Source organism: Limimaricola variabilis (genome assembly GCF_034371605.1).
In the GTDB taxonomy this organism is placed as follows: Bacteria; Pseudomonadota; Alphaproteobacteria; order Rhodobacterales; family Rhodobacteraceae; genus Limimaricola; species Limimaricola variabilis.
In genome coordinates this window covers 120,788-137,202 of sequence record NZ_CP139691.1, presented here as the reverse complement: position 1 = coordinate 137,202, position 16,415 = coordinate 120,788, and the positions used below count along the sequence as shown (strand labels likewise).

Sequence of the window (16,415 nt, the reverse complement as noted above, 5' to 3'; positions counted from 1 at the left end):
GATGACCAACGGCGTGCGCAGCACCGATCTCGATAGTGCCGCTTTGATCGATGAGTTCCTCGGGAACCGCGATGGTTCGATGGTTCGGGTAGCGCTGTCGGCCGCAGTTGATCAGATCGTCACACAAGCCGAACTAAGAGACATCCCCAGTCGGGTAGAGGGCTTGGAGGCGCTCGGCATCGATGGCTATAACCGCAAGCAGGCGGTGGTGGCTGCTGCAACCGGCAACGTCGCACTCACCGGGGCCTATGCGGTCGACGGGCGCACCATGTCGAACGGCGATCGCTACCTGGCGCCGGCGCAGACCAACGCCGCGCAAAATGGCGTCTATGTCTACAACAGCGCCGGGGCGCACGCGCGGGCGACCGACATGAACGCCGCGGCCGAAGTGGTCGGCTCGGCTTTCGAAGTGACGGATGGCGTGACCAATGCCGGCAAGGTCTACAAGACGCCGTCGGTGGTAGCGACGCTCGGGACCGACCCGATCACCTTTCTGGTGATCGGCGACGCCAGCGCCTTGCGCGCTGAACTGAACATCAAGACGCCGACACCGGCCTATACCAAGCCCGGCGGTCAGGGAGACCGATCCGGTCTCATCAAGGTCACGACCAGCGGCATCATCTCTACGCCCTATGTCGCGCAGACGCTGGTCGATGGAACGACGAGCGGCGTGCTGTTCAACCCCGGCGAGTCCGTATCGAGTGCCGACTGGGTGCTGTTCGATTTCGGCGCCGGCGCGTCCAAGATCATCAACGAGGTGACGTTCGACTTTTCCAGCGATTCTGCGAGCTTCGGGACGTGGAAGTGGCAGGGCTCACGTGACGGCGTCACGTTCACCGATCTCGGCGCCAGTTTCGTGCTGGACCCTTCCGGCGTGGCCTTGGTCGACACCACCCTGTCGACCAACTTCAAGGGCTGGCGGTTCTACCGTCTCACCGGCGTCAGCGGCAGCGTCGCGGCGTCTTCGCTGAAGACGCTACAGGAAGTTCGGTTCAAGATCGACGCGGACGCGGCGGACGGCGTGGTGCCCCTGCCCAACACGGCATCCCTGGGCGAGACGGTGCGCTACGGGGTGACTGGCTGGGAGCGGTTCAACCCGCACAGGGGTGAGCCCGAAGGCCGCAACCTGCTGAACCACTACTGGCCCTGTGACGAGGGGCAGGGCACGATCCTGAAAGACATGATCGGTGGGGTGGACATCGATACCGCCGATACCACGCTGGGCGGTACTAAGACCGGCGGCTCGATCTACTGGGACGACGAAGGGGTACTGACGCTCAACAACGCCTGGTTTGGCTCGCCGGACACGGTGACGGCACGGACGCTATTTCTGGTCTATGAGGTTGGGGTCGGGCGGGCGCATTACCTCGCGACTTTCCCGCGCAACACAGATGCGGTTACGACCGGCGTGCTCAACAAGGCGCTCGCCAAGTTCCGCTCGATCGGTGGTCCTGGCATTCGGGACTTCCCGCATCGCCTGACCGACGGCGCGATGCTGAAAGGGGCGGCGATCAGCGGCATCACCGGGGCGTGGATCGAGAAGGCGGCTCAAGGCACGGGGTCGATCTTCTTTGGCTCGACCCGCGAGGACGGGGCCGGGGCTTTGGCATATCCCTACCGTCTGCTCTGCGTGGCCACGGCTTCGGGTGCGCTGACGTTGAATCAAGTCAAGAAGGTGCGTCTGTTCCTCGCCAAGCAACTCGCCAAGCGGGGGCATTATCTGATCCCCGAGGTCTGCCCGAAGCGGTGCGGCGTGGCGATCTGGACCGGAGAGAGTACGCATCACACGTCTCTGGTGATGGACGATGACCCGACGCTCGCCGCCACCCCTTCGCTGCGCCAGAATTACTATGGCAACACCTTCCTGACTGGGGTGGACGGTCCGATTTCGGATGGGGCAGCCGTGCGGCCATTCGAGCAACTGACCTATTGGGCTGGCAAGACCACCTCGAACGGCAAGCAGGCGGGCAACGAGGGCGTGGCGCTCGATCACAACGGACGGGCTGCGAAGATGGGGCCGCTCTACGGCTTTGCGGAGCGGCATCGCTACGCGCCGAACCCGCACAAATGGCCGATCTTCCACATGAAGCTGGCCGTGGGTGGAACCATGGCCGCGCCAGTAAACACCGCCAAGTCAGGTGGGGGCTCTGTTATCAGTGTGGACAGTCGCCATCCTGACGATGCAATCGGAACGCTGTTCTCAACCGTTCTTGTGTCGGGCTTCCTGCAATACGAAGCCGAGCTGCGGCGCATGGGCTACGGTGTGAAGTTCGTCATGGATTACTGGGCCGAGGGCATCAACGACGCTTATGCGCTTGACGCCACGACGCTGCCGAACGACGCGACCTATCAGGGGTGGCTCCAGACGATCCATGACCGCAAGAAGGCCCGCCTCGGGATCGACCCGCTGCCAACGATCATTCTTGTGCCACACTTGCCGGTGCCAGGAGCTGCGGAAACCGAGGGCGCGCAACTGGGCGTGGTGGACAGCTATCCGAACAACGCCGACGGCCAGCGCCGTTTCGCTAACCTGCTGAAGATCCGCACCGCCTGCCGGGGCTTTGCGACGGCGAACGCGGACGTGACGGCCTATGAGGGCGACGATTACGCGCTGAACACGGCAAATGGGGATGCCGTGCATCCGAGTTTTGTGGGCCTCAAGGACATGGGCGCGGCGTATCGTCTGGCGTTCAAGTTCGACACGCCGATCACCGAGGCGTTCGACGGCTGATGGCAAGATCGCCCGTCGGATCATTCCGGCTGGGCGCTTCATTCTCATGCTGCCGCCACCGCAAACGGGGTTGCTGCATTCTATCCCGGCCGATCCAGTGTCTCCCTTGGCCCACAACGCTCACGACTGCCACGTTTGTGCACGTCCCCAACTTGATCGGCACGTGCGAGCGCTGTCGCAGCCGGAGAAAAGCTGGATATGTCGCGCGCCGCTTGGTGTCCCATATGAATTGCGATCTGCTCGGTTTCTTGTGAATTTTTCGCGTTGCCAGTCGAGCAGTCAGCTACACACGTTATTGTCGCCCGATAGTCAACAAGCCATACCGTTCACAACAATATTGAAGATTCTCCAGTCGACCTGTCGCTCTTGAACCTTCATGAACTCCCCTTCAAGCGGGATAGCTACACGAGTAGCATTCGCAACAAGATCCGGGAATGAACGGGAAAGCGGCAGACCGCTAAAGAACAGATCTTTGACCGCCAGTGTGGAGTGCGCAAACTCATCACGAGTCGCTTTTATCAGGCGGAGAGCATCTTCGTCTTCTCGGCGTAGTCGGCCTCGACCTTTCAGGAACTTAACCCTTTCGCTGAAACTCTCGGTTTCTGGAAGATATTTGCCATCATGTTGGTACACGTCCCACTTGATGCTTGCGAACACAAGGAACTCCAGTCGCGTAAATATCCTGCGCAGACCGTCAGCGGACAGGCTGGCATTTCGAAAGAGGTAAGGAGGTTTGATTCCCTCAAAGCCGAAACCGATGGATGCTCGACCTCGATGAACCTCGATGTGGCCATGTTCGCTCAATAGGAAAGACTCCTCCGATTTAACCGCGGCCTCCAGTCCTACGAAGATTGGTCGGTGCCAGTCTATTTCAGGTCTGGAGGACGAAGGAAAAACAGCCTTTCCTTTACTCACTTCACGAAACAGATCAGAAAACAGTTGAGACACGAGAGCACCTTCATTCGATGGGACATGGCTGCCAGCAACACCACCCTCACTGCTCAAGCAAGTTGGAATCGCCCTGCAAGGACAGATCTGAAGCCTACAGCGGACGTTGGATCAGCCGCCGTCACCGTCAGTCAGCTGAACTGTCCGTGCCAGACCGGGGCCTAAACCAAATCTTTGAAGACCCCTTGAAGCTCGCTAGATCGCGTTCGCTTTTGAAAGTGCGCTGCTGCAAAGCTTACTGTAAAACACTGCGGGTTTCACTGTTCCGCTACACTGCCCCTTCCGTCAAACGGACCCGCTGGCCGTAGCACGAGCAGGTACAGCGCCCACCCTTTACCCCGCCCCCCGCTTTTCCTATATGATCGCTCAGGTATCGGCGCCGTCGCGCGCCCCCGTTCCAGACCAAGGACAGCCCATGCCCGACACCCAACTCGAAGGCACGCCGCTGATCGCGCCCTCCACCACCGATCACGCGCTCTACGACCAGGTGGTCGAGGCCTGCCGCTCGGTCTACGACCCCGAAATCCCGGTGAACATCTACGATCTCGGCCTCGTCTACACGATTCATATCGACGACGAGAACGCCGTGAACATCAAGATGTCGCTCACCGCACCGGGCTGCCCGGTCGCGGGGGAGATGCCCGGTTGGGTCGCCGACGCCGTCGGCGCCGTGCCGGGGATCAAGCAGGTCGATGTCGACCTCGTCTGGGAGCCGCAATGGGGCATGGAAATGATGTCCGACGAGGCGCGGCTGGAGCTCGGCTTCATGTGATCGGCACGGGCGGGCCGCCTGCCCGCCCCTTGCCCTCGACCCGCCCGCCGGAACCGGCGCGGTCGCCCTAGGTTGGGTCGGCGACATCGCCGGAGATCCGCCTTGCCCCTCAAGACCCTCATTCGCGCGCTGGTGCTGTTGATCTGGCTGCCGGTCGCGGCGCACGCGCAGGACATGACCGTCTTCGAAGTCGAGACGCTGAACCAGGGCCTGCCGCTCGCGCCGGAGGATCTCGACCGCACGACGCCGCAATCCAGCATGGAGGCGCTGTTCGAGTTGGTGGAGACGGGCGAGCGCGAGACCGCGGCGCATCTGCTGGATCTGACCGGCATCCCCCCCTCCGAGCAGGTCAGGCGTGGCGCCCGGCTCGCCGCCGATCTGGTCGAGGTGCTGGACCGCACCGCGATCATCAACTGGACCGCGCTGCTGGAGCGGCCCGACGCGCTCGACGCCAATGCCAGCTCGGAAAGCGCGGTGGCGGGACAGCCGCAGCGCTCGATCCTGATCGACGTGGTCGAGCTCGACGAACGCGCCGTGGCGATCCGCCTCAACCGCCTCAAGCCCAAGAACGGCGATCCGGTCTGGGTCTTTTCGCGCCAGACGGTGGACAACATTCCCGCGCTGCACGCGCTCTATGGCCCGACCCGCTTCGAGGAGGAAATGCCCGAGGCCTGGCGCGAACAGGCCTTCTGGGGGCTGCGATGGTGGGAGCTGGTGGCGTTCCCCGCGATGCTGGCGCTGGTCGGGGTCGTCGGATGGATCGTCGGGCGGCTGCAGGACAAGATCGCCCAGCGCGCCGAACGGCGGACCACGCGCGACGTGCTCTGCGCCACCCGGATGCCGATCATCCTCGCCGCCTGCTCGGGTCTGACGGCGGTACTGAGCCATTCGCTGTTCATGTTCTCGGGACGGATCAACACCGTGCTGACGCCGCTGATCGCGCTGGGCTTCACCGCAGCGGCGCTGATCTTCGTGCTGAACGGCGTCGATGCGGTGCTCAACCGCATCGTTCCCTTCGACGACGACACCCTGTCCGACCCGCGCATGGAGCAGCGTCGCAACATCGCGACGCGCATCGCCGCGTGGCGCCGGGTGCTGATCGTGGCGATCGTGCTGATCGGCGGCTTCATCGTGCTGCGCGAGGCGCAGCTCTTCGGCAGCCTCGGCCTGTCGGTGCTGGCCTCGGCGGGTGCGCTGACGCTGCTCATCGGCTTTGCCGCGCGCCACATCCTCGGCAACATCCTCGCCAGCCTGCAGATCGCGATGAACCGCTCGGCCAAGATCGGCGACAAGCTTGAATATCGCGGCCACATCGTCACCGTCGAGCGGATCAACTTCACCTATGTCCAGCTGCTCGACTGGACCGGCGTGCGGCTGGTGGTGCCGGTGTCCGAGTTCGTGGCGGAGCCGTTCGAGAACTGGACCATGCGCACGCCCTCGATGGTCCGGGTGATCAAGGTCCGGCTCGCCCATGACGCCGAGGTCCAGCCGCTGCGCGAGGCGTTCTTCGAAATCATCGCCGAGCAGGACGAGGACGAGGTGCAGCCGCCCGAGGAGAGCTATGTCATGGTCGCCGATCAGGACGTGTTCGGGCAGGAGGTCTGGTTCTGCCTCGCCTGCGCCCGGGCCGACACGGCCTGGACGATGTCCTGCGTGGTGCGCGAGGCGCTGCTCGAGAAGGCGCGCCAGCGCGCCGCCGAGGGGTACGCGGTCTTCCCGCAGGTCAACCCGGCCGAGGCCGCCTGACGGCATCGGCTTGAGCCGCGCCCGACACACTCCTATGTAGAGGGGGCGCCGCAACAGGAGGCTTTCATGTTCTCGATCCCCGGCAAACCGGCCGTTCGCCTCTCCCCTGCCGCCGCGCGGCAGATCGCCCGTCTCATGGACAAGGGCGGACACGCGGGCCTGCGCATCGGGCTCAAGAAGGGCGGCTGCGCGGGCATGGAATACACCATGGAATATGTCGACGCCGCCGATCCGAACGACGAGACGGTCGAGCAGGACGGCGCGCGGGTGATGATCGCACCGATGGCGCAGATGTTCCTGTTCGGCACCGAGATCGACTACGAAACGTCGCTGCTCGAAAGCGGGTTCAAGTTCCGCAACCCGAATGTCGAGGATGCCTGCGGCTGCGGCGAATCGATCAAGTTCAAGGATATCGAAGAACTGACCGCCGAGCGCAGCAACAGCTAAACCCCCATGACCTTGCCGCCCGGTATCGGGCCGCATGAAGGGCACGAGATTGCCCTGATGCGCGTAGGCGCCAAGCGGTTGGCGCTGTTCGTGGAGATCTGGCCGGACAATCTCGATGCTTTCCTCAGCGAGGGCATCTTCGGCAGGCTGGATTTCGCATCGCCAGCCAAGCATGGCATCCGTGTGCCTGTGCGCATCGTCCACGCCCCGGGACATGAGGTCGAGGCCGCGCTGCCTCGAGAGCTCTATGAGGAGGCGACGATCGCGCCGTTCGAGGCGGAGCGCGAGCGCCGGATCGGTCGACTATTGGGCTACGGCGACGACGATATCGAGGCCTTCTTGGAGCATGTGGCCCGCCCGCGCTGACGGGATGGTTTCGACTTCGGCCGTTCCGGTCTACACAGGCTGCAACTCTTCACACATGAAAGGACGCCACATGGGTCGCAAGCTGGTCGCGGGAAACTGGAAGATGAACGGCACCAACGCCGATCTGAAGGAGATCGAGGCGCTGGGCATCGCTTGGGCGGCGCCGCGCGTCGATATCGTCATCTGCCCGCCCGCGACGCTGGTCTCGCGCATGGCCTTCGCGCTTGGCGGCCAGCCGATCCGGGTCGGCGGCCAAGACTGCCACGCCGAGGAGAGCGGCGCCCATACCGGCGACATCTCGGCCGAGATGCTCAAGGATGCGGGCGCCCGCTACGTGATCGTAGGCCATTCCGAGCGCCGCGCCGATCATCATGAGAGCGACGAGATGGTCCGCGCCAAGGCCGAAGCCGCGCACAAGGCCGGTCTCACCGCGATCATCTGCCTCGGCGAAAGCCTTGAGCAGCGCGAGGCGGGCGAGACCCTCGACGTGGTCGGCCGCCAGCTCGCGGCCTCCCTGCCCGACGGTGCCACCGCCGCGAACACGGTCGTCGCCTACGAGCCGATCTGGGCGATCGGCACCGGCAAGGTGCCGAGCGTCGAACAGATCGCCGAGGTGCATGGCGCGCTGCGCGCCGGTCTCGCCGAGCGCTTCGCCGGCGAAGCGGATGGCATCCGCCTGCTCTATGGCGGTTCGGTCAAGCCCGACAACGCCGCCGAGATCTTCGGCGTCGAAAATGTCGACGGCGCGCTGGTCGGCGGCGCGAGCCTTAAATCGACCGATTTCTCGCCCATCGTCTCGGCGCTCGAATCCTCGCTCTGAGCCCCAGCTAAGGCATCAAAAAAAAGGGCGCCCCGAGGGGCGCCCTTTCGCGTGGTACCGGCAGGATCGTCAGTTGACGATGATCTCAGGCCCCATCGTGGCGTTGGGCAGCGCGGTCGAGATCCACGGCACGTAGGTGACGATGATCAGGAACACGCCGAGCACGGCGAGGAACGGCAGTGCCGCACGCACCACGCCCATGACCGACATCCCTGCCACGCCCGAGGTGACGAAGAGGTTGAGGCCCACCGGCGGGGTGATCATGCCGATCTCCATGTTGACCACCATGATGATCCCGAGATGGATCGGGTCGATGCCGAGCTGGATCGCGATCGGGAACACCAGCGGTGCGACGATCACCAGAAGGCCCGAGGGCTCCATGAACTGGCCGCCGATCAGCAGGATCACGTTGACGACGATCAAGAAGGTGATCGGGCCGAGGCCGGCGCCCAGCATCGCGTTGGCGATGTGCTGCGGGATCTGCTCGTCGGTCAGCACGTGCTTGAGGATCAGCGCGTTGGCGATGATGAACATCAGCACGATGGTCAGCTTGCCGCCTTCGAACAGCGTCTTGCGGGTGTCGCGATGCACGAAGCCGGTGACCAGCGCCCAGGGCGCACGGTAGAGTGGCGTCGGGCGTCCGCCCGGCTCGCGCGCGGCCAGCGGCCCCATGTCGCGATAGACGAAGGTGGCGACGAGGAAGGCGTAGACGGCGGCGACGGCGGCGGCTTCGGTCGGGGTGAAGGCACCGGGCGCCCAGGTGATCGGGAAACCGCCCGAAAAATCGACCCAGGGGTGGCCGTAGATGCCGCCCATGATGATCGCGATCAGGAACAGCCCCCAGAACGCATCGCGGAAGCTGGCCCAGATCTCGCCCCAGCCGAGCCAGTCGCCGGCCGGCATGTCCTTGATCCGGGCCATCACGTAGATGGTGATCATCAGCATGACGCCGGCGAGGATGCCGGGGATGACGCCCGCGAGGAACATCCGCCCGACCGAGACGTCGGTGGCCGAGGCATAGACGACCATCACGATCGAGGGCGGGATCAGGATGCCCAGCGTGCCGGCGTTGCAGATGACACCGGCGGCGAAGTCGCGGGTGTAGCCCACCTGCCGCATCGCCGCGATGACGATCGAGCCGATCGCGACCACCGTGGCGGGCGAGGAGCCCGAAAGCGCCGCGAACATCATGCAGGCGAGCACGCCGGCGATGGCGAGGCCGCCCTTGAAGTGGCCGACGCAGGCGATCGCGAAGCGGATGATCCGCTGCGCCACGCCGCCCGTCGACATGAAGGACGAGGCGAGGATGAAGAACGGGATCGCCAGCAGCGAGGGATGCCCGGCCATCGCCTGGTAGAGCGACTGCGCGATCGAGGCCAGCGAGGTCTCGGAAAACAGGAGCTGGAACACGATCGAGGACAGGCCGAGCGCGATGGCGATCGGCACGCCGATCAGCAGCAGCCCGACGATCATGAGAAAGAGAAGCGCGACTTCCATGGTCAGGAGAGCTCCCGGTTGAGATGCGCGGCGTCGGCCACGGCCTCTTCGGCCTCGTGGCTGACGATCAGGCTGTCGGATTCGCCCTTCCAGACGCGGATCGTGGCCTGGATCAGCCGGAACAGGATCAGCACGGCCGAGATCGGCAGGATCAGGTAGGGGATGACGCGCGGCATCTTGGAATAGCGCTCGTCGTAGTTGATCCAGCCCTCGAGGAAGCGCAGCCAGTCGAACATCGGGATCTGGTCGGTCTCGAAATACGAGGTGGTGCGCGCCTGGGTGTCGAAGCCGGTGGGCAGCCACGTGCCGGTTGTCTTGGGCAGGTCGGCGAAGGGCGCCCAGTAGTCCCACGCCCCCTTCAGCAGCAGCACGCCATAGGCCAGCGAGGCGGCGCAGGCGATCAGCGCCACGACCCGGCGGCCACGCGGCGGCAGCAGGTTGATGACTGCGTCCACGCCCAGATGCGCAGTGATCTTGAAGCCGTAGGCGATGCCGAACAGCACCAGCCAGGCGAACAGGACCAGCACGGTCTCGAGGCTCCAGATGATCGAGCTGTTGAAGCCGTAGCGCATGATGACGTTGGTGCAGGTCAGCAGCGTCATCGCGCCGAGCAGGAAGGCGATGATACCCTCCTCGAACTCCTCGATGATGCGCGCCAGACGCCCCCTGCCGGGCTTGGTGTGGACGGCGTTCATCCCCTCTGTCCCCTCATTCGGCTGTGTTGCGGATATGCGAGGGGCCGGGCCGCGCGGCGGCGACCCGGCCCCTCTGCGTGCGTGGCGCTTACTTGTTTGCGTTCTGCGCGGCTTCGATCATTTCGGCGCCGACCTCTTCCTCGAACTGCGCCCAGACCGGCTTCATGGTCTCGACCCAGGCCGCGCGCTGCTCCTCGGTCAGCTCGCGGATCTCGCTGCCGGCGTCGAGGATCGCCTGGCGCGCCTCGGCATCGACCTTGTTCACCGCGGCGTTCCGCTCGGTGGAGACCTCCTCGACGATCGTGACCAGCTGGTCACGGACAGCCGGGTCGAGGCTGTCGAGGAAGTCGACGCTGGCGATCACCATGTAGTCGATCACGCCGTGGTTGGTCTCGGTGATGCCGTCCTGCACCTCGAAGAACTTCTGACCGTAGATGTTCGACCAGGTGTTCTCCTGCCCGTCGACGACGCCGGTCTGCAGCGCACCATACACCTCGGCGAAGGCCATCGGCTGCGGGCTGGCATCGAGCGCCTCCATCTGCGCGACCAGCACGTCGGAGGGCTGGACGCGGAATTTCAGCCCGGCCGCGTCGGTCGGCTCGATCAGCGGCTTGTTGGCCGACATCTGCTTCATGCCGTTGTGCCAGTAGGCGAGGCCCTGGATGCCGCGGCGCTGCATGCCGTCGAGCATCTTCTGGCCCTCCTCGGAGGCCTGGAAGGCATCGACATGATCGATGTCGTCGAACAGGAAGGGCAGGTCGAACAGGCGGTAGGCCTTGGTGATCGACTCGAACAGCGACAGCGACGGCGCCGCCATCTGCACGTCGCCGCGCAGCATCGCCTCGATTACCTGCTCGTCGGTGTAGAGCGTGGAGTTCGGGAAGACCTCCATGCACATCGTGCCGTCCATCTCCTCGTTGACGCGCGTCTTGAGAAGCTCGGCGGCGATGCCCTTGGGGTGCTTGTCGGTGTTGGTGACGTGGCTGAACTTCACCACCGTCTCGCCGGCGTCGCAGCCCATCGGATCGGCCTGAGCGGCCTGCGCGGCGATGGCGAGGGCGGCGGCGGTGGCAGCGAGCGAAAGGTATTTCATGAGGGTCTCCTCCCGAGAGACTTGGTTTCGGTTGCGCCGAGGAAACAGGCAGCTTGCCCACCGCTCAAGCAGGAATCCGCTCAATCACCGAGCACGGAGGAAATCATGATTTTTCAGAGCAATAAGAGCCGAACCTAAAGCGCATGCCTTGTAGCTCGGCTGGCATTGCGCGGCGCGCCGCACACTCCGTCACGGCATTGTGCGGAAAACCGCACAGCTATTCGTGCCGGTAGTCCTCGGGCTTGAGGCCGTGCCGCGCCAGCTTGTCGTAGAAGGTCTTGCGCGGCAGCTTCAGCGCTTCGGCAGTGCGGGTGGCATGCCCTTCATGACGGCGCAGCGCCTCGATCAAAAGCGAGCGCTCGACGCGGGCCAGCTGCTCGGCCAGCCCTAGCTCGTCCCCGGTCTCTGCCTCGCCCAGCCCCGGATCGAGCCCCATCGCCACCCGCATCGCCACCGAGGTCAGTGCGCGGGCATTTCCCGGCCAGTCCTGCGCCATCAGCCGCGCCACCAGGTCAGGGCCGATTTCCGGCATCGGCAGGTTGGCCTGCTCGCAGGCCTGGGCGACGTAGTGGCGAAACAGGACCGGGATATCGTCGGGTCGGTCGCGCAGCGGCGGGATGGAAACGCGCATCAGGTCCAGCCGCCAGAACAACTCGGGATTGAGACGGCCTGCATCGGCCTCGGCAGCCGGATCGCGGGTGGTGCCACCGATCACCCGGGGCCGCGTTCCCGCGTCGCTCTCCAGCCGGTCGAGCAGCGCGTATTGCGTGCCCGGGGGCAGTGCCGCGATCTCGTCGAGATAGAGCGTGCCAGCGCCCGCTTCCTCGAACGCCGCAGCGAGCCCAGCCTCGTCGAGGGCCGCCGCCGCGCGCTTGACGAATGGCGCACGGGCCGAGGCCGAAAGCAGGTGGATCACCTCGGCCACCTTCGAGGTGCCGCTGCCCGGGGGGCCGCAGACCAGCGCTTCGGCGCTGGCGCGCGCCACCGCGCGAACCCGCTCGCGCAACGCCTCGGCCTGGACCGAACGGCCGACCAGCATCCGGCTCGCCGCATCGCCCGCAAACTTGGCCGCGCGCGCCTGCCGCGCGGCCAGCACCTCTGCCCGCAGACCGAGCGCCTGCCGCACCGTGCTCACGAATTCCTTCGGCCCGCAGGGCTTTTCGAGGAAGGCATGGGCCCCCTGCTCCATCGCCCGGACCGCCATCGGGATGTCGCCCTCGCCGGTCAGCAGGATTACCGGCAGTTCGGGATCGACCTCCCGCGCCCGCTCCAGAAGGTGGAACCCGTCGCGCCCCGGCATGCGGATGTCGGTAACTATGACGCCGTCGAAGTCGGGGGCGATGTGGTCCTTGGCCGCGATATAGGAGCCCGCGAGGATGGGCTCGAGATCCGCCAGCTCCAGCGTCTGTCCCAGCGCCTCGCGCACCGCGCGATCGTCGTCCACCAACAGAACCCTGTTCGTCATGCCGCCTCGCTTTCACGCGCCAGATCGAGCTCCACCGTGAACTCGGCCCCGCCTGCCTCGTGGTTGCGGCCCCGGATCGCGCCGCCAAAGCTCTGGACGAGCCCATAGGAGATCGACAGCCCGAGGCCCATCCCCTCGGCGGCGCCGACCTCCTTGGTGGTGTAGAACGGGTCAAACATCCGGTCCGGCTCTCCGATCCCCGGCCCGCTGTCGCGGACTGTCAGCCGGGCGCGACCGCTAGCGCGGCTCAGGCCGATGACGAGGCGCTTGTCCTCGCGCCCCTCCATGGCGTCAATCGCGTTGCCGACGAGGTTCAAGAGCACCTGCTGCAGCCGCACCTCGCCGCCACGGACCACGACCGGGGTCCCGGGCGGGCTCCAGTCGATCGTCACATCCGCCTGCCGGGCCCGGGCGCTGGCCATTTCCAGCGCCGCCTCGACCACGGCGACGAGATCGACATCGACCACCGCCGCGCTTTCCTGGCGGGCAAAGGCGCGCAGGTTGCGGATGATCCGGCCCATCCGGCGCGCCAGCTCGGAGATGCGTTCAAGGTTGCGGCCCGCTGCCTGGGTGTTGCCGCGCTCCAGAAAGGTCTCGGCATTTTCGGCGAAGCTGCGGATCGCCATCAACGGCTGGTTCAGCTCGTGGCTGATCCCGGCCGACATCTGGCCCAGCGCAGAGAGCTTGCCCGCTTGCACCAGATCGGCCTGCGCCCGCCTGAGCCGTTCCTCGGCCGCCGCGCGCTCGGCCACCTCGCGCTGCAGATCGGCGTTGACGGCCTGCAGCGCCACGGTCCGCCGCGCCACCCGTTCCTCGAGCCGGGCATTGGCGCGGGCCAGCGTGTGCCGCCTGATCGTCGCGAGAAACAGCAGCGCACCGAAGGCGAGGCAGAGCGCCGCCGCCGCGGCCGCCTGCAGCAACGCGATGCGCCGCGCCGGCGCGGTGTCGAGCAGCGCCTCGCCGGTCAGGCCGATCACCGGGAGCGGCTGCGCCAGATGCAGGCCACGCTCTGGCAGATAGGGCCCGGCCCTCATCCGCCAGATCTCGTGCCCCGCCTCGCGATGGCGCGCCACCAACCCCAGATCGGCGCGGCCGACCAGTTCCGAGCGGTTCGACACGAAGACCCGCCCGGTCTCGTCGGTGAAGAACAGCGCCGGGCGGTCGCCGCGCCAGCTCGCCTCGATTGCCTCGACATCGGTGACCACCACGACCACCCCCGCCACCGGCCCCTCGGGGGCGAAAAGCGGCGCCGCGAAGAGGAAGATGCGTCGCCCGTAGCGGCCGCTCGACAGATGCGCGACGCCCAGCGCGCCATCCATCGCCCGCTCGAACCAGGGCGTGCCGATATGGCCCCGACGTGGCCCCTCGACCGCAGCCGCCACCTCGCGGCCGCGCGCGTCGAGCAGGACGATGTCGAGCGCCCCGGTCATGTCGGCGGTCTGACGCAGCAGCGCTTCGGCGCGACCGCCATCGGGCCCGTCGAGCCGCGGCGCGAGATCGGGATGGCGCGCGGTCAGCACCGCGAGCTGGCGATAGCGCTGCAACTCGCCGGTGAGCCGGTCCGAGGCCAGCGCCAGGTCGGACACGCCGCGCCGCGCGGCCTCGTTCAGCGCTGCGCGGAATCCCCAATGCTGCACGGCCAGCGCCAACGCCGCCACCAGTGCAAGGAAACCGAGCACCCCGAGGGCGCGCCTGATCCGCGATCCAATCATCGGCGCATCATACCGTCTGCGCGCTTGCCAAGACCAGAGTGGCGCGGCACGCTCGCCTCATGCAGGTATTGAGCCAATCCCCCACCGACCCGGAATTCGTCCAGAACCCCTACCCGTTCTACGACCGGGCGCGGGCCGCCGGGCCCCTGTTCCATTGGGGCGAGTACGACCTGCCCTGCGCCACTTCGCACGCCGCTGTCTCCGCGATCCTGCGCGACCCGCGGATGGGCCGCGAGGCGCCGGTCGAGAATGCCCCCGCGATCCCCGGCCATCTCGCCGCCTTTTATGCCTGCGAAGCGCATTCGATGCTGGAGCTGGAGCCGCCGACGCATACCCGGCTGCGCAAGCTGGTGCTGCACGCCTTCACTTCGCGCCGGATCGCGGCGCTGGAGCCGGAAATCGAGGCGCTGTGCCACCGGCTGATCGACGGCTTTCCGCAGGGCGCGTTCGACCTGCTCGACGCCTATGCCCGCAAGGTGCCGGTGATCGTCATCGCAAGGCTTATGGGCCTGCCCGAAAGCCGCGCCGACGACCTGCTGGCCTGGTCCAACGCCATGGTCGGCATGTATCAGGCCGGACGCACCCGGACGATGGAAGACGCGGCCGAGATGGCGACGCAGGCGTTCTGCGATTTCCTCGCGGTCTATATCGCCGAGAAGCGGCGCAACCCGGCCGACGACCTGATCTCGGAGCTGATCGCCGCCGAGGAGGCGGGTGAGAAGCTCACCACCGAGGAGTTGGTCTCGACCTGCATCCTGCTGCTCAACGCGGGCCACGAGGCGACCGTGCATTCGCTGGGCAATGCGGTGCGCACGCTGCTGGCGCATGATCATCGCGAGATAGATGGTGCCTGCGTCGAGGAACTGTTGCGGCTCGACCCGCCGCTGCACATGTTCACCCGCTGGGTCTACGAGGATCTGGAGATCTTGGGTCACCGCTTCGTACGCGGCGACCGGATCGCCTGCCTGCTCGGCGCGGCCAACCGCGACCCGGAGGCCTATGCCGATCCCCACAGCTTCGACCCCACCCGCAAGGGGCCGGCGCATCTGGGCTTCGGCGCCGGCATCCATTTCTGCGTCGGTGCACCGCTGGCGCGGCTGGAGATGCGGGTAGCGCTGGCCTCGCTGCTGCGCCACTGCCCCGAGTTGCGGCTCGCGGAGCCGCCGCGCTATGCCGATCTCTACCATTTCCACGGGCTGGAGCGGCTGATGGTGCGCGCCTTCTAGAGCGGAAGCGCCACCGTGGACTTGATCTCCTCCATCGACAGCAGCGCCGTGACGCTCTGCACCCGCACCTCGGCGATCAGCGCCTGGTAGAAGGCGTCATAGGCACGCGCGTTGCGCACCCGCACCTTGAGGATGTAGTCGATGTCGCCCGCCAGCCGATGAGCCTCCTGCACCTCGGGGCGGTCGCGCAGCGTGGCGAGGAACCGCGCCTGCCAGTCGGCTTCATGCGCGCTGGTCCGGATCAGGACGAAGAAGCAGGCTTCGAAGCCCAGCGCCTCGGCGTCGAGCACCACGGTCTGCGGCCCGATGATGCCGCGCTCGCGCATCTTGCGGATCCGGTTCCACACCGGCGTCTTCGACGACCCCACCGATTTGGCGATTTCGTCGAGCGAACGCGACGCATCGCGCTGCAACTCGATCAGGATCTTCCGGTCGATCTCATCGGGCTGGAACGACATTCGCGGCACTCCTTGAATTCGGAACGCATGTCCGCCGAACGGCGCCAGCGGAAACACGCATTCCTTATCTGCCGCGACCGGTAGCCAAAAGCAAGACACCTGTCCTATATCAGCCTGACGCTTGAAGACGGAGATAGCCATGCCCCGCAAGTTCACGCCCAAGGTCGTGACCGCCAACCGCCTCCTTGAGGGCGATGCCGTCTGGCTGACCGCCGACGGGCGCTGGACTCCGGACATGCGCGAGGCCGAACTGATCGACGAGGAGGCGCATGCCGAGCTGCGGCTGCTGGCGGCGCAAAGCCAGGCCGATATCGTCGTCGGTCCCTATCTCGCCGATGCCAAGGCCGGCGCCGAGGGCCCCGAGCCCACGCATTTCCGCGAAACCTTCCGCACCCGCGGCCCGTCGAACTACGCCCACGGCAAGCAGGTGGAGCTCTGA

Annotated in this window: 15 protein-coding genes; 8 read left to right on the top strand and 7 right to left on the bottom strand. The window is 66.0% G+C overall.

The genetic code is table 11. From position 1 onward, the window contains the following. Position 1: 1 nt before the first annotated feature. Positions 2-2,731, top strand: a complete 2,730-nt coding sequence (locus T8T21_RS00655) for a hypothetical protein (protein ID WP_322336389.1) — start codon at positions 2-4, stop codon at positions 2,729-2,731. 309 nt (positions 2,732-3,040) lie between these two features. On the opposite strand, the gene T8T21_RS00650 is transcribed toward T8T21_RS00655, so the two are convergent. Beyond that, positions 3,041-3,736: a hypothetical protein gene (locus T8T21_RS00650; protein ID WP_322336388.1), complete on the bottom strand. Its 696-nt coding sequence runs from the start codon at positions 3,734-3,736 to the stop codon at positions 3,041-3,043. 358 nt (positions 3,737-4,094) lie between these two features. Between T8T21_RS00650 and T8T21_RS00645 the strand changes: the two genes are divergently transcribed. The 5 genes from T8T21_RS00645 (at position 4,095) to tpiA (ending at position 7,830) form a co-directional block, all read left to right on the top strand. After that, positions 4,095-4,451: an SUF system Fe-S cluster assembly protein gene (locus T8T21_RS00645; protein WP_183472766.1), complete on the top strand. Its 357-nt coding sequence runs from the start codon at positions 4,095-4,097 to the stop codon at positions 4,449-4,451. A 102-nt stretch (positions 4,452-4,553) separates the two neighbouring features. Beyond that, positions 4,554-6,197 carry a mechanosensitive ion channel family protein gene (locus T8T21_RS00640; RefSeq protein ID WP_322336387.1) on the top strand — a complete coding sequence of 548 codons (1,644 nt, stop codon included), beginning with the start codon at positions 4,554-4,556 and terminating at the stop codon, positions 6,195-6,197. A 66-nt stretch (positions 6,198-6,263) separates the two neighbouring features. Further along, positions 6,264-6,644 (top strand): HesB/IscA family protein, encoded by a 381-nt coding sequence (locus T8T21_RS00635; protein ID WP_322336386.1) that lies wholly within the window; start codon positions 6,264-6,266, stop codon positions 6,642-6,644. 6 nt (positions 6,645-6,650) lie between these two features. Then, positions 6,651-7,010: a hypothetical protein gene (locus tag T8T21_RS00630; protein ID WP_322336385.1), complete on the top strand. Its 360-nt coding sequence runs from the start codon at positions 6,651-6,653 to the stop codon at positions 7,008-7,010. 70 nt (positions 7,011-7,080) lie between these two features. Beyond that, positions 7,081-7,830, top strand: coding sequence for a triose-phosphate isomerase (tpiA, locus tag T8T21_RS00625; RefSeq protein ID WP_322336384.1), 750 nt, complete (start codon positions 7,081-7,083; stop codon positions 7,828-7,830). Between the two features lie 69 nt (positions 7,831-7,899). Here the strand turns inward: tpiA and T8T21_RS00620 are convergent, their stop codons facing one another. The 5 genes from T8T21_RS00620 to T8T21_RS00600 all read right to left on the bottom strand — a co-directional run bounded on the left by T8T21_RS00620 (position 7,900) and on the right by T8T21_RS00600 (position 14,292). Continuing rightward, on the bottom strand, positions 7,900-9,327 hold the full coding sequence (locus T8T21_RS00620; protein ID WP_183472755.1) for a TRAP transporter large permease: 1,428 nt from the start codon (positions 9,325-9,327) through the stop codon (positions 7,900-7,902). A gap of 2 nt (positions 9,328-9,329) precedes the next feature. Further along, entirely contained in the window at positions 9,330-10,022 is a 693-nt protein-coding gene (locus T8T21_RS00615) for a TRAP transporter small permease (protein ID WP_322336383.1), read from the bottom strand. 88 nt (positions 10,023-10,110) lie between these two features. Further along, positions 10,111-11,115: a DctP family TRAP transporter solute-binding subunit gene (locus T8T21_RS00610; RefSeq protein WP_183472749.1), complete on the bottom strand. Its 1,005-nt coding sequence runs from the start codon at positions 11,113-11,115 to the stop codon at positions 10,111-10,113. Positions 11,116-11,332: 217 nt separating this feature from the next. Beyond that, complete coding sequence (locus tag T8T21_RS00605) at positions 11,333-12,580, bottom strand: sigma-54-dependent transcriptional regulator (protein ID WP_322336382.1); 1,248 nt, start codon at positions 12,578-12,580, stop codon at positions 11,333-11,335. Next, positions 12,577-14,292 carry a sensor histidine kinase gene (locus T8T21_RS00600; RefSeq protein WP_322336381.1) on the bottom strand — a complete coding sequence of 572 codons (1,716 nt, stop codon included), beginning with the start codon at positions 14,290-14,292 and terminating at the stop codon, positions 12,577-12,579. Before T8T21_RS00600 ends, T8T21_RS00605 begins: the two co-directional genes overlap by 4 nt. A 59-nt stretch (positions 14,293-14,351) precedes the next feature. Here T8T21_RS00600 and T8T21_RS00595 point away from each other — a divergent pair, with 59 nt between their 5' ends. Then, a complete protein-coding gene (locus T8T21_RS00595; protein ID WP_322336380.1) occupies positions 14,352-15,518 on the top strand; it encodes a cytochrome P450 in 1,167 nt (388 codons plus the stop codon). Here the strand turns inward: T8T21_RS00595 and T8T21_RS00590 are convergent. After that, positions 15,515-15,976 (bottom strand): Lrp/AsnC family transcriptional regulator, encoded by a 462-nt coding sequence (locus T8T21_RS00590; RefSeq protein WP_183472737.1) that lies wholly within the window; start codon positions 15,974-15,976, stop codon positions 15,515-15,517. The genes T8T21_RS00595 and T8T21_RS00590 overlap by 4 nt on opposite strands. A gap of 139 nt (positions 15,977-16,115) precedes the next feature. Here T8T21_RS00590 and T8T21_RS00585 point away from each other — a divergent pair, with 139 nt between their 5' ends. Next, positions 16,116-16,415 carry a DUF2849 domain-containing protein gene (locus T8T21_RS00585; protein WP_183472734.1) on the top strand — a complete coding sequence of 100 codons (300 nt, stop codon included), beginning with the start codon at positions 16,116-16,118 and terminating at the stop codon, positions 16,413-16,415.